Annotated in this window: 30 protein-coding genes; 15 read left to right on the plus strand and 15 right to left on the minus strand. The window is 65.6% G+C overall.

Annotation, left to right across the window (positions count from 1 at the left end):
• Positions 1-156: 156 nt before the first annotated feature.
• A complete protein-coding gene (locus L7H23_RS16955) occupies positions 157-450 on the plus strand; it encodes an integration host factor subunit alpha (protein WP_237837039.1) in 294 nt (97 codons plus the stop codon).
• 69 nt (positions 451-519) lie between these two features.
• A complete protein-coding gene (locus L7H23_RS16960; protein ID WP_237839288.1) occupies positions 520-861 on the plus strand; it encodes a MerR family transcriptional regulator in 342 nt (113 codons plus the stop codon).
• Between the two features lie 6 nt (positions 862-867).
• Here the strand turns inward: L7H23_RS16960 and L7H23_RS16965 are convergent, their stop codons facing one another.
• The 4 genes from L7H23_RS16965 to L7H23_RS16980 form a co-directional block, all read right to left on the minus strand.
• Complete coding sequence (locus tag L7H23_RS16965) at positions 868-1419, minus strand: histidine phosphatase family protein (RefSeq protein WP_237837040.1); 552 nt, start codon at positions 1417-1419, stop codon at positions 868-870.
• Positions 1420-1475: 56 nt separating this feature from the next.
• Positions 1476-4205: an ATP-dependent DNA helicase gene (locus tag L7H23_RS16970; protein ID WP_237837041.1), complete on the minus strand. Its 2730-nt coding sequence runs from the start codon at positions 4203-4205 to the stop codon at positions 1476-1478.
• A gap of 50 nt (positions 4206-4255) precedes the next feature.
• Positions 4256-4567 carry a GIY-YIG nuclease family protein gene (locus tag L7H23_RS16975; protein ID WP_237837042.1) on the minus strand — a complete coding sequence of 104 codons (312 nt, stop codon included), beginning with the start codon at positions 4565-4567 and terminating at the stop codon, positions 4256-4258.
• Positions 4568-4636: 69 nt separating this feature from the next.
• Entirely contained in the window at positions 4637-5005 is a 369-nt protein-coding gene (locus L7H23_RS16980; RefSeq protein ID WP_237837043.1) for a PilZ domain-containing protein, read from the minus strand.
• A gap of 100 nt (positions 5006-5105) precedes the next feature.
• Between L7H23_RS16980 and L7H23_RS16985 the strand changes: the two genes are divergently transcribed.
• The 9 genes from L7H23_RS16985 (at position 5106) to L7H23_RS17025 (ending at position 11312) form a co-directional block, all read left to right on the plus strand.
• Complete coding sequence (locus L7H23_RS16985; protein WP_237837044.1) at positions 5106-5516, plus strand: response regulator transcription factor; 411 nt, start codon at positions 5106-5108, stop codon at positions 5514-5516.
• A gap of 98 nt (positions 5517-5614) precedes the next feature.
• Positions 5615-6151, plus strand: a complete 537-nt coding sequence (locus L7H23_RS16990) for a DUF4199 domain-containing protein (RefSeq protein ID WP_237837045.1) — start codon at positions 5615-5617, stop codon at positions 6149-6151.
• A gap of 72 nt (positions 6152-6223) precedes the next feature.
• Complete coding sequence (locus L7H23_RS16995) at positions 6224-7825, plus strand: lysine--tRNA ligase (protein WP_237837046.1); 1602 nt, start codon at positions 6224-6226, stop codon at positions 7823-7825.
• An 11-nt stretch (positions 7826-7836) separates the two neighbouring features.
• The gene (locus L7H23_RS17000) at positions 7837-8322 is read left to right on the plus strand and encodes a DUF3291 domain-containing protein (protein WP_237837047.1); all 486 of its coding nucleotides are present in this window, start codon (positions 7837-7839) and stop codon (positions 8320-8322) included.
• Positions 8319-8804: an asparaginase domain-containing protein gene (locus L7H23_RS17005; RefSeq protein ID WP_237837048.1), complete on the plus strand. Its 486-nt coding sequence runs from the start codon at positions 8319-8321 to the stop codon at positions 8802-8804. Before L7H23_RS17000 ends, L7H23_RS17005 begins: the two co-directional genes overlap by 4 nt.
• A gap of 90 nt (positions 8805-8894) precedes the next feature.
• Positions 8895-9179 (plus strand): hypothetical protein, encoded by a 285-nt coding sequence (locus L7H23_RS17010; RefSeq protein WP_237837049.1) that lies wholly within the window; start codon positions 8895-8897, stop codon positions 9177-9179.
• Positions 9180-9336: 157 nt separating this feature from the next.
• The gene (locus tag L7H23_RS17015) at positions 9337-9645 is read left to right on the plus strand and encodes a hypothetical protein (RefSeq protein WP_237837050.1); all 309 of its coding nucleotides are present in this window, start codon (positions 9337-9339) and stop codon (positions 9643-9645) included.
• Positions 9646-9703: 58 nt separating this feature from the next.
• Entirely contained in the window at positions 9704-10549 is an 846-nt protein-coding gene (locus tag L7H23_RS17020) for a DUF692 domain-containing protein (protein WP_237837051.1), read from the plus strand.
• Entirely contained in the window at positions 10542-11312 is a 771-nt protein-coding gene (locus L7H23_RS17025; RefSeq protein ID WP_237837052.1) for a putative DNA-binding domain-containing protein, read from the plus strand. The genes L7H23_RS17020 and L7H23_RS17025 overlap by 8 nt, the downstream gene beginning before the upstream one ends.
• On the opposite strand, the gene L7H23_RS17030 is transcribed toward L7H23_RS17025, so the two are convergent.
• Positions 11309-12340 (minus strand): fatty acid desaturase family protein, encoded by a 1032-nt coding sequence (locus L7H23_RS17030; protein WP_237837053.1) that lies wholly within the window; start codon positions 12338-12340, stop codon positions 11309-11311. The genes L7H23_RS17025 and L7H23_RS17030 overlap by 4 nt on opposite strands.
• 154 nt (positions 12341-12494) lie before the next feature.
• Here L7H23_RS17030 and L7H23_RS17035 point away from each other — a divergent pair, with 154 nt between their 5' ends.
• Entirely contained in the window at positions 12495-15125 is a 2631-nt protein-coding gene (locus tag L7H23_RS17035; RefSeq protein WP_237837054.1) for an EAL domain-containing protein, read from the plus strand.
• Between the two features lie 6 nt (positions 15126-15131).
• Here the strand turns inward: L7H23_RS17035 and L7H23_RS17040 are convergent, their stop codons facing one another.
• The 4 genes from L7H23_RS17040 to L7H23_RS17055 form a co-directional block, all read right to left on the minus strand.
• Positions 15132-16403, minus strand: coding sequence for an amidohydrolase family protein (locus tag L7H23_RS17040; protein ID WP_237837055.1), 1272 nt, complete (start codon positions 16401-16403; stop codon positions 15132-15134).
• A gap of 150 nt (positions 16404-16553) precedes the next feature.
• Positions 16554-17525, minus strand: coding sequence for an RcnB family protein (locus L7H23_RS17045; RefSeq protein WP_237837056.1), 972 nt, complete (start codon positions 17523-17525; stop codon positions 16554-16556).
• A gap of 124 nt (positions 17526-17649) precedes the next feature.
• Positions 17650-18195, minus strand: coding sequence for a (2Fe-2S)-binding protein (locus tag L7H23_RS17050; RefSeq protein WP_237837057.1), 546 nt, complete (start codon positions 18193-18195; stop codon positions 17650-17652).
• A 27-nt stretch (positions 18196-18222) separates the two neighbouring features.
• Positions 18223-18987: a class II aldolase/adducin family protein gene (locus L7H23_RS17055; RefSeq protein WP_054588149.1), complete on the minus strand. Its 765-nt coding sequence runs from the start codon at positions 18985-18987 to the stop codon at positions 18223-18225.
• 272 nt (positions 18988-19259) lie between these two features.
• On the opposite strand from L7H23_RS17055, the gene rpsU reads away from it, so the two are divergent.
• Both rpsU and L7H23_RS17065 read left to right on the plus strand, forming a co-directional pair.
• The gene (gene rpsU / locus L7H23_RS17060; protein WP_003047635.1) at positions 19260-19466 is read left to right on the plus strand and encodes a 30S ribosomal protein S21; all 207 of its coding nucleotides are present in this window, start codon (positions 19260-19262) and stop codon (positions 19464-19466) included.
• A gap of 162 nt (positions 19467-19628) precedes the next feature.
• A complete protein-coding gene (locus tag L7H23_RS17065; RefSeq protein WP_237837058.1) occupies positions 19629-20141 on the plus strand; it encodes an FKBP-type peptidyl-prolyl cis-trans isomerase in 513 nt (170 codons plus the stop codon).
• 36 nt (positions 20142-20177) lie between these two features.
• Here the strand turns inward: L7H23_RS17065 and L7H23_RS17070 are convergent, their stop codons facing one another.
• From L7H23_RS17070 to pyrE, 6 genes are read right to left on the minus strand one after another with little or no spacing between them, the layout of a single operon-like run.
• Entirely contained in the window at positions 20178-21314 is a 1137-nt protein-coding gene (locus L7H23_RS17070; RefSeq protein WP_237837059.1) for an AI-2E family transporter, read from the minus strand.
• Between the two features lie 11 nt (positions 21315-21325).
• A complete protein-coding gene (lepB, locus tag L7H23_RS17075; protein ID WP_237837060.1) occupies positions 21326-22168 on the minus strand; it encodes a signal peptidase I in 843 nt (280 codons plus the stop codon).
• A gap of 2 nt (positions 22169-22170) precedes the next feature.
• A complete protein-coding gene (gene acpS, locus L7H23_RS17080; RefSeq protein WP_237837061.1) occupies positions 22171-22572 on the minus strand; it encodes a holo-ACP synthase in 402 nt (133 codons plus the stop codon).
• Complete coding sequence (locus tag L7H23_RS17085) at positions 22569-22802, minus strand: hypothetical protein (RefSeq protein WP_237837062.1); 234 nt, start codon at positions 22800-22802, stop codon at positions 22569-22571. Before L7H23_RS17085 ends, acpS begins: the two co-directional genes overlap by 4 nt.
• Positions 22799-23539 carry a pyridoxine 5'-phosphate synthase gene (locus L7H23_RS17090; RefSeq protein WP_237837063.1) on the minus strand — a complete coding sequence of 247 codons (741 nt, stop codon included), beginning with the start codon at positions 23537-23539 and terminating at the stop codon, positions 22799-22801. Before L7H23_RS17090 ends, L7H23_RS17085 begins: the two co-directional genes overlap by 4 nt.
• The gene (pyrE, locus tag L7H23_RS17095) at positions 23536-24126 is read right to left on the minus strand and encodes an orotate phosphoribosyltransferase (protein WP_237837064.1); all 591 of its coding nucleotides are present in this window, start codon (positions 24124-24126) and stop codon (positions 23536-23538) included. The genes L7H23_RS17090 and pyrE overlap by 4 nt, the downstream gene beginning before the upstream one ends.
• 232 nt (positions 24127-24358) lie before the next feature.
• Here pyrE and coxB point away from each other — a divergent pair, with 232 nt between their 5' ends.
• Positions 24359-25507 carry a cytochrome c oxidase subunit II gene (gene coxB, locus L7H23_RS17100; RefSeq protein WP_237837065.1) on the plus strand — a complete coding sequence of 383 codons (1149 nt, stop codon included), beginning with the start codon at positions 24359-24361 and terminating at the stop codon, positions 25505-25507.

Below are 25507 nucleotides of genomic sequence, written 5' to 3' on the forward strand. Positions count from 1 at the left end.
CGAAGGCGACAGGTCTTCACCGCATCAACTCCTCGCTCCATCCATTTAAGTTTGGCGGATTAATTCGCTTTTGTTACATAGCGCGCGGGGACTCGTGACGGTGGGGGCTGTCAGACGTCCTTCTTGTGCTTTGCTTCAGGAGGGGAAGGGAACAACATGGCAGCAGGGACACTTACGCGCGCGGACATCGCGGCGCGGATCAACCAGCAGATCGGCCTGTCGCGCAACGAGTCGGCGACGATCGTCGAATCGATTCTCGATCATATGTCCGACGCACTGGCCGACGGGCAGAATGTGAAGATTTCGGGTTTCGGCACGTTCGTGCTTCGCGACAAGGCGCAGCGTATCGGCCGCAATCCGAAGACCGGCATCGAGGTTCCGATCCTGCCCCGGCGGGTGATGACCTTCCGTGCCAGCCAGTCGATGCGCGCGCGCGTCGCCGGCAAGTGATCCGGGCCCGGGCCCAGGATCGTGTCTGACGTTTACGATCGCAGCGACGGCGGCAAGTCCGCCGGCGCCATGCTGGCCATCGGCGAGCTTGCGGACCGTATCGGCGTGCCGACGCACGTGCTGCGCTATTGGGAAACGCGCTTTCCCCAGCTTCGCCCGCTCCAGCGTTCGGGCCGCCGCCGCTATTATCGTGCCGAGGATATCGCGCTCGCCGAGCGTATCCACCATCTGCTGCACGTAAAGGGCTTTACGGTGGAGGGCGCGCGCAAGGCGCTGTCCGAACCGAACGGCGCCGCGCGAGCCGAACCGGTGACTGTCGTTCCGGCAGCGGTGGTCGCCGCCGCCCCGCATGGTGTCCCGGTGGAAGCGCTGGTGGCGCTGCGCCAGCGGCTCGTCGCCGCACTCGGCTAGGCGACGTCAGTCGTCGTCCATCGCCGGGCCCAGCGCCGGATCGAGATCGCGCGGGCGGATAAAGGCGGCGATGCGTGCCATATTGACCTCGAGATCGCGCCAGTCGGCGATGTCGATCTCCAGCCGGACGAGCGCCGACGTCGGCAGCTTTTCCTCGACCTTCTCGCGAAGCTCGCCGCCGTTCACTTCGGGAACAAGCATCAGAACCAGATCCTCAAGTCCCGGATTATGTCCGGAGATCAAAAGATTATCCGCATCCTTTCCCATGTCGTGAATGACGTCGATGAGCGTCGCGGCCGAGGCAAGATAGATGCGGCGGTCCCAATGGGGTTCCAGATCGTCAAGGTTCGCCGCGGGCTGGAAGATGTCGAGGGTTTCGGTGACGCGTACCGCCGGCGACGCGACGATGCGGTCGACCGGAAAGGCCTGGCGCTTCACATATTGGCCGATGATCTCCGCACCGCGGCGGCCGCGGGCGTTGATCGGACGGTCAAAATCGCGCTCGACCTGCACGTCCCAGCCCGATTTGGCATGGCGCAGGATGGTCAAAGTCTTCAAAAAACGCTCCCCGCGTTGCCTTCGATCCCCTCAATCAAAAGCTCTCTGCCGCAATCTCATGACGGTGAAAAGGCAGGAAACGCGGTTTTTCTTTGTTCGACATTCGCCGCGGCAACATGATTGACCGCTTCGTCGAGCGGCAGGCGGCGGATCGGCGTGCCTTCGGGGAAGGCGCCGAGCAGCCTTGAAGGGAAGCTTGGTGAGAGCATCACGAATTGCCCGAAATCGTCGGCGCGGCGGATCAGGCGGCCAAAGGCCTGGCCGATCCGCGCGCGGATGACGCTGTCGTCATAGCCGCCGCCGCCCTGTGCGGCGCGGCGCGCGGCGTGAAGGATCGTCGGGCGCGGCCAGGGCACGCCCTCCATCACGACGAGTCGCAGCGAATCGCCCGGAACGTCGACGCCATCCCTCAATGCATCGGTGCCGAGCAGCGAGGCGTGCGGGTCGGCGCGGAAGATGTCGACGAGCGTGCCGGTGTCGAGCGGATCGACATGCTGGGCGTAGAGCGGCAGCCCGGCGCGGGCGAGGCGGTCGGCGATGCGCGCGTGAACGATACGCAGCCGCCGGATCGCGCTGAAGAGCCCGAGCGCCCCGCCGCCCGATGCCTCGATCAGCCGGCTGTACGCGCCGGCGAGCGCGGGCAGGTCGCCGCGCGGGATGTCGGTGACGATCAGCACTTCGGACTGGCGCGCATAATCGAACGGGCTTGGTACCGCGAAATGCTGGACGCCGCCGTCCATATGCCGCGCGCCGGTGCGGATATCGGCGTCGGTCCAACCCGATCCGCTTCGCAAGGTGGCGGAGGTGACGAGCACGCCCTGCGCGGGGCGATAGACGATGTCGGCGACCGGGCGCGCGGGGTCGAGCCAGTGCCGGTGGAGACCCATATCGAACTCGCGGCCGTCGAAGCGGTCGACTGCGAGCCAGTCGACGAAGTCGGGATCGGCGGGGCCGCCGACGCGGCCGAGCAGCGACAGCCACGCGCCGAGCGTGTCGATCCGCGTGCCGAGGCTGTTGCGTGCGCCGTCGACGCGCGCCCGCGCCTGTCCGTCGAGCCAGTCGGGCGGATCCTCGACGAGCGCGTCGAGTCGCTTGCCGAGCGCCAGGAGCGGGCGCAGCAGCGCCTCGATCGCGTCGCTTGCACCCGCGGCGGCGGCGACCAGTTCGGGATCGGGATCGGCGAGTTCGGTTTCGAGACCGTAGCCGCTGTCACCCGCGCGCGTGTCGACGCTGCGCGCATAGGTCATCGCGCGCACCGCGACGAGAAGCCGCTCGATCGCGCCCCACGGTTCATTCTCGGAAATGCGGCCGAGCCAGCCTTCGCCGGGCAGTTCGCCCGCGGCGTGGATTGCAGCCTGGATCGCCTTGTCGCCCGCCTCGTCATAGCTTGCGACATCGGCAAGCCTTGCCGCGAGCCCGCGGCGCCGGCCACGCGACTTGCCCTCGGGGCCGAGCACCCAGCGGCGGATCTCGACCGCTTCCTGACCGGTCAGCGCCGCGGCGAACATCGAGTCGGCGGCGTCCCACAGATGATGGCCCTCGTCGAAGATCAGTCGCGTCGCTGGCGCCCCGCCGTCGCGCGGGCGTGCGGCCTGCACCATGGTCAGCGCATGGTTGGCGATGATGATGTCGGCCTGACCTGCGGCGCGCGTCGAGCGCTCGATGAAGCATTTGCGGAAATGCGGGCAGCCCGCATAGATGCACTCGCCGCGCCGGTCGGTGAGCGCAGTGGTGCCGTTGCGGCGGAAGAGCGCGGGGAGCCAGCCGGGCAGATCGCCGCCGACCATGTCGCCGTCACGCGTGTACGCCGCCCAGCGCGCGACGAGCTGTGCAAGGATCGCGGCGCGGCCCGAGAAGCCCCCCTGCAGCGCATCCTCGAGATTGAGCAGGCAGAGATAATTTTCGCGGCCCTTGCGCACGACGACCTTCTCGCGGTGCGTCGCGGCGTCGGGGTATAGCTTCTCGGTCTCGCGCGCGAGCTGGCGTTGCAGCGCCTTGGTATAGGTCGAGATGCAGATCGCGCCCGCCGACTGGTCGATCCACTGCTTGGCAGGAGCGAGATAACCCAGGGTCTTGCCGATTCCGGTACCCGCCTCGGCAACGAGCATCTGCGGCATGTCCTTGCGCTCGCGCGGGGCGAAGATCGCGGCCGTCGCCTGCGCATAATCCTGTTGCCCCGTGCGGCGCTCGGCGCCGTCGCCGGTCAGCCGGTCGAGCCGCGCGCGGACGTCGTCGGGATTGACCGTCACCTGCCGCGGCTGCGGGCGCGGCGGCGCCTCCTCCCACTCGGGCAGGCGTGCGAAAAGCCAGCGGTCGGTCTTGTCGGGCGGGTCCAGCCGGGATTGCATGAGCGACGCCCACGGCCAACGCTGGCGGCCGAGCGATTGCAGCCCGTGCCAGGCGCCTTCACGTTCGGGCCAGTCGGGATCGTCGAGGCTCGCAAGCATCGCGGCGGCAGCGAGGCGGAGGAAGGGTGCGATATCCTCTTCGGCCTTCGGCGTGTCGAGACCGATCGACGCGGCGATCCCCGCGGGCGTCGGCACCGTGAAGCGTGCGGGATAGAGAAAGGCGAAAAGCTCGAGGAGGTCGAGCCCCGACAGTTCGGGATAGCCCAGCCGGTCGCCGGTCAGCGTCGCATTGAGCAGAAGGTGCGGCGTTGCGGCTACCGCCGCGATGGCTTCGCCGCGTCCGACGCGTTGTACACGGCCCGCAGGATCGGCGATCCAGATGCCGACATGGCTCGCGTGGATGGCGGGCAGGGCAAGGGGATCGACGCGGGGGAGCATCGGAATATGCTAGGGACAAAAGGCGAACGCGGCAAGGTCAGGCCGTAACCTTAATCCGTTTGTCCTGAGCTTGTCGAAGGACTGTTCTTGCTCTTTGCCAACGCCGACAAACTGCCCCAATCCCCGCGGATCAGGGCCATCTTCTTGGCCCGGCTCCATCCCTTTATTCGGCGCTCCGCCTCCAACGCTTCAATCCGCGTTGAGAAATCCTGGCTCCAGACGAGCACGACAGGCAATCTGTCGGCAGTGAAGCCGGGAAAAGTGCCGGATACATGCTCGGCGAGGCGGCGTTGAAGATTGTCGATGTGGCCGGTGTAATAGGCACCGCCGCGGCAGTGCAGAATATAGGCCCAGAAGCTCATCACCGGCGGGATAAAGGGAAGAACGGCCCTTCGACAAGCTCAGGGCGAACGGGTTTATCCGTTATGGATTCAGCTCAGCCCGCAGCGTCCGAAACCGGCGGTGCGCTGGCTGAGGAAGGCGGGCGGCATGTCGCTTGGCCTGACCCTGCGCGCGCTGTGCAGTGCATTGTACAGTGCGCCATGGGTCAGCTCATAAGGAAAGCGGACGCCCATGCGGTCGAATTCGGACCACATCACGACGGCGTAGGTAACCTCGCCGGCATAGTGGATTTCGCAGCGCGAGCGCGCGGGCATACTCGCGCCGTCGATACGTGCGCCGCCTTCGGACAGGTCGACGATGCGACCGTCGACGAAATTGAGAACGCCGTTGACCATGACCTCGATCGAGACCGGGGTCCGGTTATGGCTGCGCGCCGTGGGGGTACGGAAGTTCGTCATGGGCAGAGGCTAAGCCCGACATGGTAAATTTTCCGGTAACGATAAGCCGGGCGATGGCTCCATATTGCAAGCATTGGCGGAGAATGATCTATCGCAGGTCATGGCCCGGTCGATCTTCCTCTATGGCATTGCGCTGGCCGCGGTGGCGTTCCTGCTCGAATGGCTGAACTACCGGCATGTCGTGCACCGCTGGTCGGCCGAATTCTATATCGTCTGCATCGCGGCTGTCTGCGTGGCGCTCGGGATCTGGGTCGGCAACCGGCTGACCGCACGCCCGCGGCTGGCTTTTGCGCGGAATGACGCCGCGATCGCAGCGCTCGGCCTCAGCGCGCGCGAGTGCGAGGTGCTCGAAATGCTCGCGGCGGGGCATGCGAACAAGGTCATCGCGCGCCAGCTCGATATCTCGCCGAACACGGTGAAGACGCATGTCGCGCGCGTCTATGAAAAGCTGGCGGTCGCCAGCCGGACGCAGGCGGTGCAGAAGGCGCGAACGCTCGACATCCTGCCGTAAAATCGGGGAGACCCGCCAAATCACCCGTTTGGGCGATGGATTTCGGCCGTTGTTCCGCCTCTCCTTGCATGGCATTCATTCACAAGGGGAGACTATTCATGGGCAGGGTCATCGCAGTCTATGGCGCCATTTCGGGCGTCATCGTCGTCATCGGCATGTTCATCAACATCAGCTTCCTCGCCGACCATGGCGCGATGGGGATGGTCGCCGGCTATCTGTCGATGCTGGTGGCGCTCATTTTCGTGTTCGTCGGCGTGAAGCGCTATCGCGACGTCGATCTGGGCGGAGTGATCGGTTTCTGGAGGGCGTTCGGCGTGGGTTTGGGGATCGGGCTCGTTTCAGGGCTGTTCTATGTGCTCGGCTGGGAACTTTATATGTGGAAGACCGGCGGGACCTTCATGGCCGAATATATCGCCTCGAGCATCGAGGACATGCGCGCAGCGGGGAAATCGGCCGCCGAGATCGCGGAATTCTCGTCGGAGATGGGCGCGATGGCCGAGCAGTATAAAAATCCGCTGTTCCGCATGGCGCTGACGCTGACCGAGATACTGCCGGTCGCGCTGATCGTGTCGCTCGTGTCGGCGGCGCTGCTGCGCCGGAGCAGCTTCATGCCGGCGGTGCAGCCGCGCGGGTAATCGGCGGGGAAGGGGGCCGGGGCGCGTCCGGTCTTCTTCCCATCGGCGCATCTTGCCGCTATGGCGCGCGCCATGACTGACTTGCACCTTCATCCTTCGCTGCGCGAACCCGCGCAAACGTCCAAGGCCTGGCCGTTCGAGGAAGCGCGCAAGCTGATCAAACGCTATCCGCAGGGCAAGCCGGGTGGCGATCCCGTGCTGTTCGAGACCGGCTATGGCCCGTCGGGCCTGCCGCATATCGGCACCTTCAACGAAGTGCTGCGCACGACGATGGTCCGCCGCGCCTATGAGACGCTGACGGGCAATGCCCCGACGCGGCTCGTCGCGTTCAGCGACGACATGGACGGCCTGCGCAAGGTTCCCGACAATGTGCCGCAAAAGGAGATGCTCGCCGGGCACCTTGGCAAGCCGCTGACCGATATTCCCGATCCGTTCGGCAAGTATGAAAGTTTCGCGCATCATAACAATGCGATGCTTCGCGAGTTTCTCGACCGCTTCGGTTTCGACTATGAATTCGTCAGCTCGACCGAGCGTTACAAGTCGGGCGCCTTTGACGAGGCGCTGAAGAATGTCCTGCGCCACAATCAGGACATTCTCGACATCATGTTGCCGACGCTGCGCGCCGAGCGCGCCGCGACCTATTCGCCGATCCTGCCGGTCAGCCCCAAATCGGGGATCGTGCTGCAGGTGCCGGTGACGGTGGTCGACGCCGACAAGGGCCTTGTGTCGTTCGAGGACGAAGGCGAGACGATCACGCACAGCATTCTCGGCGGCGGCGCGAAGCTGCAGTGGAAGGTCGACTGGGCGATGCGCTGGGTCGCGCTCGGTGTCGATTACGAAATGTACGGCAAGGACCTGACCGACAGCGGCATCCAGTCGGGCAAGATCGCGCGCGCACTCGGCGGGCAGAAGCCCGAAGGTTTGATCTACGAAATGTTCCTCGACGAAAAGGGCGAGAAGATTTCGAAATCGAAGGGCAATGGCCTGAGCCTCGAGCAATGGCTGAGCTATGGCAGCGAGGAGAGCCTCGCCTTCTTCGCGTATCGTGAGCCCAAGGCTGCGAAGCAGCTGCATATCGGTGTGATCCCGAAGGCGGTCGACGAATATCTGCAGATGCGCGGCAACTACCCGGCGCAGGAGCCCGACAAGAAGCTCGGCAACCCGGTGCACCACGTCCATGTCGCGCGCGGCGAGGATATGCCGGGCGCCGAGCTGCCGGTTACCTTCGGGCTGTTGCTGAACCTCGTCGGCGTGATGGGCGCCGATGCCTCGAAGGACCAGATCTGGCGCTATCTCGGCCAATATGTCGAGGGGGCGAGCGCTGCGACTTACCCGGAGCTCGACCGGCTGATCGACAATGCGATGGCGTACAACCGCGACTATGTCGCGCCGACGCTCAGCCGCCGCAAGCCGCAGGGCGGTGAAGGCGCGGCATTGAAGGAACTTGACGACAAGCTCGCGGCGCTGCCCGCCGATGCCTCGGCCGACGATATCCAGAATATCGTATATGAGATCGGCAAGAACGAGGCCTATGGCTTTGAAAACCTGCGTGATTGGTTCAAGGCGCTGTACGAGACGCTGCTCGGGTCGAGCGCCGGGCCGCGCATGGGCAGCTTCATCGCGCTGTTCGGGATCGACAACACGCGGCGATTGATCGCCGAGGCGCTGGCATAAGGGAGGCGGGCATGGCGGGATATGAACTCGCGCAGATCAACATCGCGCGCTTCCGTCTGCCTGCCGACCATGTCGCGAACCGCGACTTCATGGCGGCGCTCGACGGCGTCAACGCGATCGCCGAGGCGAGCGACGGCTTCATCTGGCGGCTGACCGGTGACGGCAACGATGCGACCGACGTGCCGGTGACCGACGATCCGCTCGTGATTCCGAACATGTCGGTGTGGCGCGATATCGATGCGCTTGCGGCCTTCGTCTATCGCCAGCCCGGTCATCTTTCGATCATGCGGCGGCGCAAGGAGTGGTTCGACCATATCGCCGTCTATCAGGTGCTCTGGTGGGTTCCCGCGGGGCATCGCCCGACGGTTGCCGAAGGGATGGCGCGGCTCGCGATCCTCGAGGCGAGCGGACCGACGGCGGAGGCCTTCACCTTCAAACGGCCCTTCGCCGCGCCCGACGGCACCCCTGCGGCGCCGGTGCAGGACGAATGCGCATGATCGACATCTTCACCACCGGCGGGACGATCGACAAGGTCTATTTCGACGCGCTCTCCGAATATCAGGTGGGGCCGACCGCGCTGCCCGATCTGCTGCGCGAGAATAATGTCCACGTCCCGCACCGCGTGACGCAGCTGATGCGCAAGGACAGCCTCGAGCTCACCGACGCCGACCGCGAGACGATCCGCGCCGCGGTGGCGGGAAGCGATGCGTCGCGCATCCTCGTCACGCACGGGACCGACACGATGCCGGTCACGGGGCGGGTGCTTGCCGGGATCCCGGACAAGACGATCGTGATGACCGGCGCGATGCAGCCCGCGTCGGTGCGCGCGAGCGACGCCGAATTCAATGTCGGCTTCGCGCTCGCCGCTGTGCAGACGCTGCCGCCGGGCGTCTATATCGCGATGAACGGAATGATCTTCGACCCCGCGACGACGGTGAAGGACCGCGCGGGATCGCGTTTCGTCTCGGGCGCCGAATAAAGAAGCGCGCGCTGTAACCTTCGGACCCCGCCTCCGAATATCCTTCCGGGACCGGCATCGTGCCGCTTCGCCCAGTCTTCGGAGGATAATATGACCAGCAACAAGTTCGCCGCCGCCGTCGCCGCTTCGGCCACCGCCCTCGCGCTTGCCGGCGCCGCCATGGCTGCGCCGGCACCCGCCGGCAGCTCGGGCGCCGCGGTCGGCGCGAAGGACACCGTCCATTGCTACGGCGTCAACAGCTGCAAGGGCACGGCCGACTGCAAGACCGCGTCGAACGAGTGCAAGGGCCAGAACGAGTGCAAGGGCCACGGCTTCAAGGCGGTCGCCGCGGCGAAGTGCCTGTCGGACGGCGGCGTCATCGGCGACATCGGCTGATCGTTTCGCTTCCCGGGCCTCGCTTCGTCGCGGTCCGGGAAGAATCCCTTCGCCTGTGATCCAGATCATGCCACAAGACCCGCGGGTCGTGTGACAACAGCACGGGAGCGACGATTCGCTCCACCTTATCTGGACAACCAAGGGAAGGGACGATCACATGAACAGCAACAAACTCGCCGGTCTCATTGCCGCTTCGGCCACCGCGCTTGCGCTTTCGGCGACCGCCGTCGCCGCAGACAAGCCGCTGCCGAAGCAGATCGGCGCCAGCGACACGGTCAAATGCTATGGCGTCAACAGCTGCAAGGGCTCGTCGGATTGCAAGGTCGAAGCGGCCTCGTGCAGCGGCGATTCGGGCTGCAGCACCGCGGGCAACAGCTGCGCGGGCGCGAACAGCTGCAAGGGCAAGGGCTTCAAGAAGCTCGCGGCCGGCAAATGCCTGACCGACGGCGGCAAGATCGGCGTCTGATTGATCTGGCGGGCCCGGCGCTCAGCCGGGCCTTCCATTTCCGGGGCGAACGAACGACATGACCGAGAGCAAGACCGCGCCGTCGCCGGGTTTCGGCCTTGGCCTGCGCCCCGACCATTATCCCGAATTTCTCGCCGGACCGCAGCCGGTCGACTGGCTCGAGATCATTTCCGAAAACTATATGGTGCCCGGCGGCAAGCCGCTTGCGATGCTCGACGCGATCCGCGCCGACTATCCGGTCGTGATGCACGGCGTGTCGTTGTCGATCGGGTCAGACGAGCCGCTCGACATGGACTATCTGGGTCAGCTCAAGACGCTTGAGCAGCGCGTCGGACCCCTGTGGATTTCGGACCATCTCTGCTGGACCGGGATCAACGCACATAACACGCACGACCTGTTGCCGCTGCCCTATGACGCGCCCGCGCTCGATTGCGTCGTCGGCAATATCGGCCGCGTGCAGGACTATCTCGGACGGCGCATCCTGATCGAAAATCCCTCCTCTTATGTGACGTTCCGCTCGTCGGACCGCAGCGAATGGGAGTTTCTCGCCGAAATGGCCGAGCGCGCCGACTGCCTGCTGCTACTCGACGTCAACAATATCTATGTCAGCGCGCGCAACCACGGCTTCGACCCGCTCGATTATCTTGCCGGACTGCCCGCCGATCGCATCCAGCAGATCCACCTCGCGGGGCACAGCGACATGGGCGACTATGTCATCGACACGCATGATGCCGCGGTCTGCGATGCGGTGTGGGAGCTTTATGCCAGGGCGATCGGCATGTTCGGCCCGGTCGCCACGATGATCGAGCGCGACGACGACATTCCGCCCCTCGCCGACGTGATCGCCGAACTCGACCGCGCGCGCGCGCTTGCCGCGAGCGTGCTGGAGCCGGCGCATGCCTGAGACGCTGCGCGAGGTTCAGCAGCGGTTCCTCGCGGGGATCATCGCGGGCGATGCCGGGGCCGAGGCGCTGATCGTCGACGATGTGCGCGTCGGTGCGCGCAAGCGGCTCGACATCTATCGCAATAATTACCGCGCGAGCCTGATCGGCGTGCTGTCGGACCATTTCGAGCGCTTGCATGCCTATCTGGGCGACGAGCAGTTCGACAACATCGCAGGCGCCTATCTGGCGGCGAACCCGTCGACGACGCGGAACCTGCGCTATTATGGCGGCGCTTTTCCCGAATTCCTGGCCCGGCATTTCCCCGATGATGGCGAACTCGCCGAGGTGGCGGTGATCGACTGGGCGCTGCGATCCGCCTTCGACGCGCCCGATACGCCGGTGCTCGATGCGGCGATGGTCGGCGAACTCGGCGATGCATGGATCGGGCGGCCGCTGACGCTTCATCCCGGGGCGGCGCTCCTCGCGCTCCGGTTCAACAGTGCGGCGCTGTGGAGCGCGCTCGACGCGGAAGAAGAGCCGCCCGAACCTGTCGCGTTCGCCGAACCGGTGACCTTGCTCGTCTGGCGCAATCGCCAGCAGACGAGCTTTCGCAGCCTGTCGGCGGGTGAAGCCGATGCGCTGTCGCTATTGGCGGCTGGAGCAAACTTTACGGCGCTCAGCGCGCATGTGATCGAACGGGTCGGCGAAGCGGCGGCGATGGAAGAGCTTGCCGTCTGGCTCGGCCAGTGGCTCGCCGACGGAGTGCTGATCCTCGCGGACTAGCCGCGCGCGGTGACCTGCCGCAACACCGCTGCATAGGTGGGCGCGATCGTCATCTCCCCATGCTTGCCCTGCTGCCCCAACATCGCGTGGACCGCGGGCAGGCGATAGCAGGGGACCCCCATGAACAGATGATGCTCGGCGTGAAAGTTCACCCAATATGGCGCCACCGTGGCGCGCGCGATCCAGCCAGCGTAGGTGGTGCGCGCATGGGTGAAGGGATCGTCGCTGCCCGTCGTCGTGCAGGCATGTTCGGCGATGTTGCGGATCCGCAGGTAGAGCTGGAAGGTCGTTGCGAGCCCTGCGAGCCAGAGCAGATACGGCGTCCAGCCGTAGAGCAAGAGCGACGCTGCGAGCAGCACCGCCTGAACGACCAGAAACCGCCCGACCGCGCGCGCGACCGCCATTGCGCCGGCAACGTCGATCGTCGGTGACGTCATGCCGTCGTCGGACTGCTTGTTGAACGGCGTTCCGGCCTTGGTGCTGGCGCGGCCCTTGTCGACCTGTTCTCCGCGGAGCATCGCCTTGAGCCCTTTGAAGGCGTAGGCGAACTGTGCCATCCGCTGCTTGAAGAAGGTCTGGCCGGTCAGGTCGCGCAGCACCTTGCGTCCGAGGCTGGCGCGCGTCGTCGGAAACGGCTTCGACAGCGACAGGTCGGGATCTTCGGGCTGCTGCGTGAATTTGTGATGCTGCAGATGATAGGTGCGATAGGCGATCAGGTCCGATCCGACAGCGGCGCCGGTCAGCCACTGGCCGAGAAAATTGTTAATCTTTCGATCGGGATGCAGCAACCCGTGCGCGGCCTCATGCATCAGGATGGCAAGGCCGAGCTGACGGCCGCCGACGATCGCCACGGCGAGCAGCCAGGCCGCCGGATTTCCGCTCCACGCGGCCAGCCCGACCGCTGCGATACTGACGATCCATGCGTGCGCGACCAGCCACGGACCACGCCAGCGCGACGCGGTGGTGATCGCGCGCCATGCGTCGCGGTCGAAAAAGCGGTCGGGCGGGAGCAGGCGGACAGCGGACATGGCCCACCCTAACCCGTTGCGAAGCGAAACCCAACCCCTTCCGTTTTGGTACAGAATCGGCGCGGATCGGGGATCCGGGGTAAGGATTTGGAAACGCCTTTGGGACAGAGCCTTGCCCGTCGGACCAGAGCGGCAGGGACGCAATTTTTTGGGTGTGAAGCGGAGCATCGTGCGGCCGGTCGACGGTGAATTGCCCGAGGGCGATTCCCTGTTCGATTCGCCCAAATTCGTGGCGCGGCTGACGCGCGTCGCGCAGCTGTGGCACTATGTGTTCCTCGGCCGCGCGCTCGCGTTCCTCGTCTGCGCTTTCGTGCCCGGCATTCCCGGCTTCCTGCAGCACGCGTCGCAATGGGCGGTGATGGCGGGCGGACTTGCGTGCGATCTGTTGCTGACGGTGATCGGACAGTGGACCCGGGTCAGCCCCAGGCATATCGCGGAGCGGACGCGTCCCTTCGTCATCGCGGGCATGGGTGCGATTGTGATCGGCAGCCTGCTCAACGCGGCCGCGATGTTCCCCGCCGTCGCGGTCAATGACGGCCGCCTGTATTTCGACGCCTTCTCGGCGATCCAGCTCGGCACGATTCTGGTGGCGGCGTCGGCGGTCGCGATCGCGCGGCCCGCTTTCTTTGCCTTCGCGGGCGCGACGGCGCTGGGCGGTGCGATCGGGATCGCATCCTGGCCTTTCGGCGTCGCCGGGCTTGTATTCCTTGGCGTGCTGATCGTGATGATGCGCGAGGACGTTCGCCATCAGCGCCGCGCGACGCGCGCCAGCCGGCTGTCGATCAGCGAGCAGCAGCGCGCACTGGGGCTGATGCGCGATTTCGAGCGTGCCGGGCGCGGCTGGTTCTGGGAAACCGATCGCGGCGGCCAGCTTGTCTATATCTCGCCGACTGTCGCTGCGAAGCTGGGCCTGCCGCTTGCCGACATCCTCGGGCGTCCCTTCACCGACATCATCCGCAAGCGCGTCGGCAACGACGACAGCGAAGAGCGGACGCTTGGCTTCAGCCTCTCGTCGCGCACACCCTTCAACGAACTGACGGTGCAGGCTGCGGTCGACGGCGAAGAGCGGTGGTGGTCGATTTCGGGTCACCCGATCAGCAACGAGCTGGGCAATTTCCAGGGCTTTCGCGGTTCGGGAACCGACCTTACCGAAAAGAAGCGGTCGGAGCGCGAGATCAATCAGCTCGCACGCTACGACACGCTGACCGGGCTCGCGAACCGCCTCCACATCACCGATCTGCTCGAACGCGCGCTCCGCAATCATATGGGGCAGGCGCAGCCCTGTGCGCTGCTGCTGATGGATCTCGACCGCTTCAAGGCGGTCAACGATACGCTCGGTCACCCGGTCGGTGACCAGCTGCTCCAGCAGGTCGCGGGCCGGGTGACGCAGATCGTCGGCGACAAGGGACAGGTCGGGCGGCTTGGCGGCGACGAATTCCAGATCGTCCTGCCGCAGATTATCCAGGCCGAAAAGCTGGCGGGCATCGCGAACGCGATCATTCTGAGCCTCGCCAAGCCGTTCGCGATCGAGGGCGAACAGGTGCGGATCGGTTCTTCGATCGGCATAGCGATATCCGAAGGCGACGGGGTCACCTCGTCCGCGCTTGTCCGCAATTCGGATCTCGCGCTCTATGCGGCGAAGGATGCGGGGCGCGGCGTCTATCGCTTTTACGCCGACGCGATGCACAATCAGGCGAGCGAGCGGAAGGCCATCGAAGACGCGCTGCGCGACGCGCTCGCGAAGGACGAGCTCAAGCTTCTCTATCAGCCGATCGTCGACGTCGGCAGCGAGCATATTTCGGGCTTCGAGGCGCTGATCCGCTGGCAGCGCGACATGGGCGACGTCATCAGCCCGTCGAAGTTCATCCCGATCGCCGAGGAATCGAACCTGATTGTCCCGATCGGCGAATGGATCATCCGCTCGGCGTGCGACGCGATCGCGCGGCTCGGCCCCGACTATCGCGTGGCGGTCAATGTCTCGCCGCGGCAGTTTGCGAACGAGAAATTGCCCGCGACGATCATGAATGCGGTTGCCGCCGCCGGCATCCGTCCCGAACAGCTCGAGCTGGAAATTACCGAGGGCGTGTTCCTCGACGAAAGCCCCGAAAATCTGGAAATGTTCCAGAAGCTGAAACGCACCGGCGTCCGCCTTGCGCTCGACGATTTCGGAACGGGCTATTCGGCGCTCGGCTATCTGAAGAAGGCGCCGTTCGACAAGATCAAGATCGACCAGAGCTTCGTGCTCGGTGCGGCGGACCCCAGCAGCATGAACGCGGCGATCATCTCGTCGATCGTCGGGCTGGCGACCGCGCTCGACATGGAGACGACCGCCGAGGGGGTCGAGACGCACGACGACCTCGCGTTGATCCGCGGCCTCGGCTGCAGCCATGTCCAGGGTTATATCTACGGCAAGCCGATGGACCTTGGCGAGGTGCTGAAACTGCTCGCCGAGGGCGGCGGGCGCGTTGTCGCCCAAGGCTTCAAGAGCGCGCGGGAACCGCGCGTGCGGACCTTCCGGACGATCCAGATCGAAAGCGGCGGTTATCGGTATGAAGCGATCATCCGCAATATCTCGTCGCGCGGCGCGCTGATCGAGGGACTGTGGAACGTCCCCGACGGGACGCGGCTGATGATCGAATTCGGGTCGGACGAGATCGTCGAGGCGTCGGCGCGCTGGTCCGAAGGAAATCGCGTTGGCGTCCAGTTCGCCGAGGCGGTCGATATCGCGGGGTTGATCGGCCCCGCGAGGAAGGCGGCGCGCCCGCGGATCGACCGCGCCGCCTGACGTCCGCTAGTCGGCGATCCGGCCGCGGACCATTACCCAGTCGACCTTCTCCAGCGTCGTCACGTCGCTCAGCGGATCGCCGTTCACCGCAATCATGTCGGCGGACATGCCGGGTGCAATGCGGCCGATCTCGCCTTCCATCGACAGCAGCTTCGCGGCGACCGTCGTTGCGCTGGCCAGCGCCTCGCGCGGGGTGAGGCCATATTTGACGAGGAGCGCGAACTCGCCGGCGTTGCGGCCGTGCTCGAACACCCCTGCATCGGTGCCGAAGGCTATGGGGACGCCCAGCGCCTTCGCACGGCCCACGGCCTTGCCGACGTCGTTCAGCGTCATACGGACCTTGGTCTCGACCGTCGGGGTATAGATGCCTTTGCCGAGCCGTTCGCGGATGCCCTCGAACGCCATCAGCGTCGGGACCATATAGGTGCCCTTCGCCTTCATGACCTTGAGCGCGGCCTCGTCGGCGAAGGTACCGTGCTCGATGCTGTCGATGCCGGCGGCGGCGGCGGATTCGATCCCGCGCGCGCCGTGCGCATGCGCCATGACCTTCAGCCCCAGCGAATGCGCGGTCGTGGCGATGCTTTCGAGTTCGGCGTTCGAGAAATGGCCTTCCAGCCCGCGACCCTGCTGCGACAGGACGCCGCCGGTCGCGGTGATCTTGATGACATCCGCGCCGGCGCGCGAGGCCTTGCGGACCTTTTCGGCGCATTCGACCGCGCCGGTGCAGGTATAGCCCTGATCGAGCACGGCGTGGATATCCTCGCGGAAGCCGGTGACGTCACCATGGCCCCCGATGATCGACAGCGGTGGGCCGGCAGCAATGATGCGCGGCCCCTCGATCAAGCCCTCGGCGGTGCCGCGGCGGAGCGAGAAGGCGGTATATTGTGCCGACCCGGCTTCGCGCACGGTGGTGAAGCCGGCGCGGAGCGTGACTCGGGCGTTTTTCGCGCCGACAACGACGCCCCATTCGTCGGGATCGACCGCCTCGCTGCGATAATCGCCACCGGGATCGCCGGTCAGATGGACGTGGAGGTCGATGAGACCGGGAAGCAGCGTCTTGTCGCCGAGATCGACGACTTCGGCGTCGGCCGGCGCGGCGGCGCGGCCGGGCGTGATCGAGGTAATGCGGTCGTCGGTGACCGTGACGGTCGACGGGCCTTCGGGCGCATTGCCCGCGTCGGTGATGACGCGGCCGGCGTAGATGATGGTGGTTTTGGCGTACGCCGTGCCGCTCAGCAGTGCGGCGGCCGCGGCAGCGACCAGTCCGATTGTGCGCATGGAATCTCCCCTGTGTTGCGGCGGCATCGTGGCGCGCGGGGCCGGGGAGGGCAAGGCGATAAAAAGAGGGGCCGGAAGCGCGGCGATGCTCACAAAAAAGGGGCCGGTCGAGCCGGCCCCCAGTTTGTCATCTGATAACCGAAAGGAATATTACCAGAAGAAATCGTAGATCACGTCGACCACCTGGCCGCTGTAGACGTCGACGAGCAGCGCATCGTCATAATAGCGGACCCAGCGATAGTCGCCGTACGCCGGCGGCAGGCGATAGTACCAGGGATCGTTGATCCAGTAGCGCTGGCTATAGAAGAGCGAGTTCAGCGAGAAACCGATGCTGAAGCGCGTGTAGCCATAGCCGCGGTACGGGTTGTAATAGCGCGGCATCCGGTAGTAGTTCCGGTTGCGGTCGCGATAGCTGTGCCAGTCGTAGCGGCGGTCGCTGCGCCAGTCGCGGTTCCAGTTGTTACCGGGGCGGCCGTCGCGATAGCGCCGGTCGACGGTGCCGTTGCGATTCCGGTCGTAGCGGCGATCGACGCGGTTGTCGTTGTTCCGGTCCCAGCGGCGATCGAGGTCGCCGTTGCGGTTGCGGTCATAGCGGCGGTCGACCTGACCATTACGGTTCTGGTCCCAGCGGCGGTCGACTTGGCCGTCGCGGTTGCGATCCCACTGGCGATCGGTGCGGCCATCGCGGTTGCGATCGTACGTGCCACGCTGGCCGGTCACGCGCTGCTGCTGCACAACGGGGCGCTGCTGCTGGACGACCGGGCGCTGCGTGGTGCCGCGCTGGCCCTGCCACTGGCGGTCGCCGCCGCCCTGCCGCTGGCCGTTCCAGCCATTGCCGCCACGGTTGCCGCGGTCACCGCGATCAGGGCGCGGAGCCTGCTGGACCTGCTGCGTCTGCGGCGCACTCTGCGGACGCTGGCGCTCGACGCGCTGGCCGCCGCCGTTGTTGCCGCCGTTCCAGTTGCCGCCGCGGCGTGCTTCGGGGCCGCGCGGACCGCGCTCGCCGCCGCGATCACCGCGCTGGGCAATCTGGATGCGCTCGCCGTTCGCCTGGGCGGCGGCGGGCGCGATGGGGGTGAGGATCGTCGCTGCGATCAGCAATCCTCCAAGGGTCTTCTTCATCTCGGCATTCTCCAATGTCCCATACGGCACCCGGCCGATCGGGAAGATGAATCGAGTGTTACCGGAGGCAAGATGCATCATGGCTGAACCCGGTTGTTGCCTGCGGTTCAGCTAGATGAACGGATCAGTCGGCCTGGGGTTTCTTCAGCGCCGGAACGGCAAGGGCGGCATCGGCCGGCCGGATGCCGGGCGGGGGTGCCACGGCCAGACGTTCCTCGCCGCGCAGGACGCGCCCGGCGCGGCGGATCGCCGTGCGGATGCGCGGATAGGTGCCGCAGCGGCAGATGTTGGTCATCGCGGCGTCGATCTCCGCGTCGCTCGGATTGCTGTTCTTTCGCAGCAGCGCGGCGGCGGCCATGATCATTCCCGACTGACAGAAGCCGCACTGCGGCACCTGTTCGGCGACCCACGCCTGCTGCACCGGGTGGCTGCGGTCGCGCGACAGCGCCTCGATCGTCGTGACGAAGCGACCTTCGCATTCGGCGATCGTGACCATGCAGCTGCGGATCGCCTCGCCGTCGATATCGACGGTGCACGCGCCGCATTCGCCGGTGCCGCAGCCATATTTGGTGCCCGTCAGGTTCGATGCGTCGCGCAGCGCCCACAGCAGGGGCGTTTCGGGATCCATGCGATATTCGACCGGCCGGTCGTTGACCGAAAATCTCGTCATGCGGCCGGTCTTAGCGGAACCTTCGGATTAGTCACGCCAGCTTGTGTCGATCTTGTCGACCTTGCGCACCATCGCGTCGAACTCGGCCTTGCCCGACTGGCCCGGGATCGCCGCCATATAGAGGTCGCGCTGATGGACCTTGATCACCTCTTCGTCGACGAGGATCGGCTTGCCCATGCTCATCGTCGCGAGCTGGATCTCGCACGCGCGCTGCAGCGCCCAATATTTGATGAAGGCATCGGACAGCGACTTGCCCATCACGACAGGGCCGTGATTGCGCAGCATCAGGATGCGCTTGTTGCCGAGATGCTCGACAAGCCGAGCGCCTTCTTCCTCACGGACGGTCACGCCTTCAAAGTCGTGATAGGCGAGCTGGCCCATGAAGTTGCAGGCATAGAAGTTCGTCGGCTGCAGTCCGCCTTCGAGCCCGCAAACCGCCATCGTTGCCGTCGTGTGCGTGTGGATGATCGCATGCGCGTCGGGCAGGACGCGGTGGAACAGGCTGTGCTGGACAAAGCCCGCCTTGTTGACGTGCCAGGGATTGTCCTCGTCCAGCTTGTTGCCGTCGATGTCGATCTTGATCAGGCTCGACGCCGTGACTTCGCTGAAGTGCATGCCATAGGGGTTGATCAGGAAAGCGCCTTCCTGATCTTCCAGCTTCACCGTGATGTGGTTGAAGATCATCTCGTCCCAGCCCATCATCGCGAAGATGCGGTAGCAGGCGGCCAGTTCCTGCCTCGCCGTCCACTCGGCTTCGCTATATTTGCTGTTGCGCTTGAGCTGGGTCGCCATGGGCAGTCCTCTTCCTCTATCCGTTTCGTCCTGCTACCTATGCCACAGGCAAAGGGCCGGGCACAATCCCCGCGCGCGAGCCTTTCGGGACGCCAATCGGACGCTCCGCCGCGCAGGGGCTTGCATTTTGGCGCGAATCTCTCTAGTTGGCGCTTCATCGGAACGTCGCGTGATCGCGGCGCTCTTTTTATTGCCCGAATATCGGCGATTTACGGCAAACCGGCTTGCCCGGTGGCACAAATCGTTTTGACGAACAGGAGACGACACGGCGTATGCAGATCATCGTTCGCGACAATAATGTCGACCAGGCCCTTCGCGCGCTCAAGAAGAAGCTGCAGCGTGAGGGCGTGTATCGCGAAATGAAGCTGCGCCGTCACTACGAGAAGCCCAGCGAAAAGCGCGCCCGTGAGCGTGCCGCCGCTGTCCGCCGCGCCCGCAAGATGGAGCGCAAGCGGATGGAGCGCGACGGTATCAAGTAAGACCGTCTCCCGTTCGGGATCCTGATTCGAGAAAAGGGCGCTGCGGTAACGCGGCGCCCTTTTTCGTTTTCCCGCTGGACCGCCCCGCGCCGCACCGCCTATAGGCGTGCCCGACATTCAGCCCCGGCCGGAGCTTCCGGGGGGCAGGGGAAGGACAAGAGCATGAGCGTAACGACGGTTCCACTGCGCCCGGTGAGCAAGGGCGGGCTGTGGCTGATGTGGATCGGCCTTATCGCGCTGCTCGTCGCCGGCGTCGCCTTTGCCTTCCAGGGCACTCCGCGCATCGGATTCGAGACCGTCAAGGCGGGCACTGGCGCGAGCCCGACGGCCGCCGACGTCGTTCTGGTGAAATATGAGGGCAAGCTCGACGACGGCACGGTCTTCGACGCCAACGAACAGGCACCGATGCAGGTGTCGCAGGTCGTTCCCGGCTTCTCGCAGGCGCTGACCCGCATGCAGAAGGGCGGCAAATACAAGATCAGCATTCCGCCGTCGCTCGGCTATGGCGATCGCGCGGTCGGACCGATCCCCGCCAACAGCACGCTGCACTTCGATATCGAACTGCTCGACTTCCGCTCGGAAGCCGAAGTTCGCGCGATGCAGCAGATGATGCAGCAGGGCGGCCCCGGCGGCGCACCCGGCGCGCCGGTTCCGGCCCCTGCGCCGCCGCAGTAACGCGGCTCGCCTGGAAGAAACCGAAGCGGCGGCGGGTCAGGTGCCCGCCGCCGCTTTCGTTTTGGCGACGCCCGCGTTGCGTTCGGCCTCGCGCTCCAGCGCGACCTTGATCATGGCGACGATCGGGTCGGCAAGGAACAGCCCCATGATCCCCAGCAAGGCGCCGAACAGGATCTGCGCGCCAAGGACGAGGGCGGGGGCGAGGTCGACCGTCTGCTTCGCGACCATCGGCACGATCAGATAGCCGTCGACCGTCTGGACGGTGAAATAGATTGCGATCGCCCAAAGTCCGGCGTCGGTCCCGGCCGAGAAGCCGACGAGAACGAGGAGCACGCCCGACACGATTGCTCCGATATTGGGAATGAAGGCGAGCAGGCCGGTGAGCAGGCCCATCAGCGCCGCCATCGGAATCCCGACCGCCAGGCAAGCGAGCCAGGTCCCGATGCCCTCGACCACCATGCCGAGCAGGCGCCCTGCCATCAGACGGCGCAGCGTGAAGCCCATGCGCGCGGTGGTGATGTAGAAATTCTCGCGGCTCTTCATCGGCAGCATCCACGCGACGCCGCGCTCATAAAGCCGCGGTTCGATCGCGATGAAGATGCCCAGCACGACGACCATCACGAGGCTGGTGAGCGCGCCGAGCACGGTGCCGACCGCCGCCGTGACGCGTCCGACGGTGCCTGCGATATTGTCGGTGATCGTCTTTGTGTCGAACTGAAGGTCGCCCATTCCATGTTCGCTGGCCCATGCCGCGATGCGTTCGACCTGGCTCATCACGACCGTCTGCAGGGTCGCGGCCTGATCGGCGATCTGCGAGCCCGCGAACATCACCGTCCATGCGAGGAAGGCGACGAGCGACAGGCAAACGATCAGCAGGCGCCAGCCGCGCCCGATCGGCAGGACGCGGCCGAGCAGGCGGGTGCCGCCATCGAGAATCGCCGCGACGACGATGCCGGCAAAGATCAGCAGGATCGGCTGGATCAGGATGATGCAGACGCCGATGAGCAGCGCCAGCCCCAGCCAGACGCCGGCCTTCAGCAATTCGCTGCGGACAAGCTGGCTCCGGATTTCGGTCGGCCCGGGTGCTTCCTTGTGATCGTCCTGAGCGGCGGGCGCGGCCTTGGCGGTGGCTTTGGCGCGTGTCGCAGCCGGTTTTCCTGTCGTCGCCGCCATGCCCTTACTCCCTATTTCGCCTTGGCATCATGTTCGGGACGCAGGTTGGTTCCCGCACGATCCGATCTGAGCGCCTTGAACCAGCTTAGCGGGTTATACCATTCCGCCGTGCCGTCGGTCGAAAAGCTGATGATCTCGGCCCGGCCCGCGATCGCATCGAACGGAACCGGGCCTCCCAGGCCCTTGCGCTCGACGGACACGCGGCTGTCGGCGCTGCCGTCGCGGTTGTCGCCCATCAGGAACAGATGGTCGGCGGGGACTTTGACCGGTCCATAGTCGTCGGTCATGTAACCCGGGCCCATGTCGATCGTATCGAAGGTCGCGCCGCCGGGCAGCGTCTCACGTACGACCGGCAGTTCGAGCACGTCCTTGCCGGCCGCGTCCTTGCCGATGAACCGGCCGAGGCTGCTGTCGGGGCCGGGCATATTGTCGTCGACCGGAACGGCGAGCATCGGCTGCACTTCGCGCCTGATCGGCTTGCCGTTGATGATCAGCGCACCGCCACGCAGCTCGATCGTGTCGCCGGGCAGGCCAATCACGCGCTTGATATAGTCGACGCGCGTCACCGGATGTTCGAGCACGACGATATCGCCGCGTTCGGGCAACTTGCCGAACAGGCGTCCCGCGATCTTCGGCGCGAGGTGAAAGCTCACCGAAGCATAGGACCAGCCATAGGGATATTTGGACACGACCAGCCGGTCGCCGTTCCGCAATATCGGCATCATCGAGTCCGAGGGGATATAGAAGGGCTTGGCGACGCAGCTGTGAATGCCGAGCACAAGTACGACGATCACCACGATGTCGCGGATCAGCTTGCCCCAGCTCGTCTCTTCGTCACTCGCACTTTTCGCCATTCTCAATCCTTGATCGCTTCGATGATGACGAAAGCCTGCGCCCAGGGATGGTCGTCGGTCAGTGTCAGATGGATATGCGCGCTGTGTCCCGCCGGGATCATCTCGGCGAGCCGCGCCGCAGCGCCGCCGGTGAGGGCCAGCGTCGGCGCACCCGAGGGGGCGTTGACGACGCCGATGTCCTTCATGAACACGCCGCGCTTGAAGCCGGTGCCGACCGCTTTCGAAAAGGCTTCCTTCGCCGCAAAGCGCTTGGCGTAGGTGCCGGCGCGGGTGAAGGGGCGCCGCGCCGCCTTGGCGCGCTCGATGTCGGTGAACACACGATTTTCGAAGCGTTCGCCGAAGCGGTCGAGCGAATTCTGGATTCGCTCGATATTGCAGAGGTCGGAGCCGAGGCCGATGATCATGCGCCGGACTCTTCGGTGTCGCGTCGCGTTGCGTAGCGCCAGCCGGCCCAGGTCGCGAGTTGCGCGGCGAGCGTCGCGCCGATTGCGATCAGCAGGATCGGCGGAATTTCCACCTGACGGCCGCTCGCCAGATCCCATCCCGCCTTTGCGAGCAGCAGCAGGATCAGCAGCGCTCCCCCGACTTTCAGAAGGCCGGAAACGAGCAGGAGACTGTGTCCGGGCGCCTTCACCCGCGCGCCTCGTCCATCAGGCCGCGCATGCGCCCGATCGCGTGTTCGAGACCGGTGAAGATCGCCTCGCCGATCAGATAATGGCCGATGTTGAGTTCTGCGAGCTGCGGGATCGCGGCGATCGGCACGACATTGTCATAGGTCAGGCCGTGGCCGGCGTGCGGTTCGATGCCGTTCTTCCAGGCGAGCGCGGCGGCGTCGGCGATGCGGCGCAACTCGGCGGCGCGCTCCTCGCCCTCGACATGCGCGTAGCGGCCGGTGTGGAATTCGACGACAGGCACTTTCAGGCGCATCGCGGCCTCGATCTGACGCGGGTCGGGTTCGATGAACAGGCTGACGCGGATGCCCGCGTCGTTGAGACGCCCGACGATGGGCGCGAGGTGATTATGCTGCCCCGCAGCGTCGAGCCCGCCCTCGGTCGTGCGCTCCTCGCGCTTCTCGGGCACGATGCACGCGGCATGCGGCATATGGCGAAGCGCGATCTCGAGCATCTCGTCGGTCGCCGCCATCTCGAGATTGAGGGGCAGGGTGGTCGCCGCCTGGATGCGCGCGAGATCGTCGTCGCGGATGTGGCGCCGGTCCTCGCGCAAATGCGCGGTGATGCCGTCACCGCCGAACGCCGCGACGATCTCCGCCGCGCGCACGGGATCGGGATGGTCGCCGCCGCGCGCGTTGCGGATCGTTGCGACATGGTCGATGTTGACGCCGAGCCGCAGTCTGGAGGTGAGGGCGCTCAAGCCGCTACGCTCCGGCTCCCGGGCTTGATCGCTTCGCTGCCCGCGAGTTCGGGCGGCAACTCATCGGGTGCATAGGTCGGGAAATTGATTGCAACGAGCGGATAGAAGGGGACGCCAAGGTCGATGTTGCTCCCGGCCGACCGGTCGACCAGCGCGGCCTCGGCTATGACGTCGCCGCCCGCGGCGCGGACCGCGTCCATCGCTTCGCGCGACGAAAGGCCGGTCGTCACGACATCCTCGACCATCAGCACCTTCGCGCCGTCGGGGATGGTGAAACCGCGGCGCAGCTCGAACGTGCCGGTCGGGCGTTCGACGAAGATCGCCGGCTTGCCGAGCGCGCGGCCCATCTCATGGCCGATGATCACGCCGCCCATCGCGGGCGAAACGACGAGGTCGATCGTCTGGCGCAGGTCGCGCGGCAGCTTGGCGGCGAGCGCCGACGCGAGCCGTCCGGCGCGCTCGGTGTCCATCAGCACGCGCGCGCATTGCAGATAATATTCGCTGTGGCGGCCCGAGGAGAGCAGGAAATGTCCCTGCAGCAGGGCGTCGGCGGCGCGGAATTCGGCCAGGATTTCGTCGTCGGTCATGGGAGATATGGTCTTTTGTTCCTGTCGTCGCCCGGATCGGGCGACTGCGTTTCGGCGGTCAAGATTTGCCAGCCGTAAAATAGTGTTAGAGATGCTTGAGGCAAGCGGCAAGCGGGTCTATAGCGCCCGCGAGATTCAGCCTTGGGGACGGCTGCCGTGACGCATGTCCGGCGATCCGGAAAAAGGGTTGGGGCATCAAAAAGAACAACAGGCAACGGGCGGCACTATCCTTATGAAGAGCTTGAAAACCAGCTTGCAAACCATTGCAATCGCAGCGGCTTTGTCGCTCGGCGCAATGGGCGCCGCGCACGCGGCGGCTCCGGCGGCGGCACCTGCCGCGGCCCCGGCAGTCACCACCGCGGCGACTCCGGCACCGGCAACACCCGATGCGGCGGCGACCACGGCCGCTCCGGCGCCGGCCGACGCAGCGAAGGCCGCCGTTCCGGCTGGCGACGCGACCTATGTGCCGATGAAGCCTGCTCCGTGCCCCGAAGGCGCGAAGAACTGCGAAGGGCAGCCGACGCCCGGCGGTTACGATTTCCAGCCGCAGGTGACGCCGCTCGGACAGCAGGCGCTGTGGTTCAACCACATGCTGCTGTTGCCGATCATCACGATCATCTCGCTGTTCGTGCTCGGCCTGATGCTCTGGGCGATCATCCGTTATCGCGCCAAGGCGAACCCGGTCCCGTCGAAGACGACGCACAACACGCTCATCGAGGTGCTGTGGACTGCCATCCCCGTCCTGATCCTCGCCGTGGTCGCAGTCCCGTCGATCAAGCTTCTCGCCGCACAGTACGAGCCGGCGAAGAAGGATGCGCTGACGATCAAGGTCACCGGCTACCAATGGTATTGGGGTTACGCCTATCCCGACCAGGGCATTGCCGAATATGTCTCGAAGATCCTGCCCGAGGACAAGGCGAAGGCCGCCGGCGAACCCTATCACCTTGCGGTCGACAATCGCATGGTCGTTCCGGTGGGCCGTCAGGTGAAGCTGATCGTGACCGGCGCAGACGTGATCCACAGCTTCGCGGTTCCGGCCTTCTGGACCAAGATGGACGCGGTCCCGGGTCGTGCCAATGAAGTCACCTTCACCCCGACCAAGGTCGGCGTCTATTACGGTCAGTGTTCGGAGCTTTGCGGCGTCGATCACGGCTATATGCCGATCGCGGTCGAAGTGCTGCCGGTCGAGAAGTGGGAAGCCTGGGTCCGCTCGAAGGGTGGCAATCCCAAGCCCGCACCCGCGGCTCCGGCCGCTGCAGCGCCGGCGCCCGCCGCCCCGGCTCCCGCCACCACCGCTCCGGCCGCCGATGCACCGGCCGCCGCCACGACCGAAGCAGCGCCGGCTGCGGCTCCCGCCGCTGCTCCGGCTGCCAAGAAATAA

Origin of the sequence: Sphingopyxis sp. BSN-002 (assembly GCF_022024275.1) — a bacterium.
GTDB lineage: Bacteria > Pseudomonadota > Alphaproteobacteria > Sphingomonadales > Sphingomonadaceae > Sphingopyxis.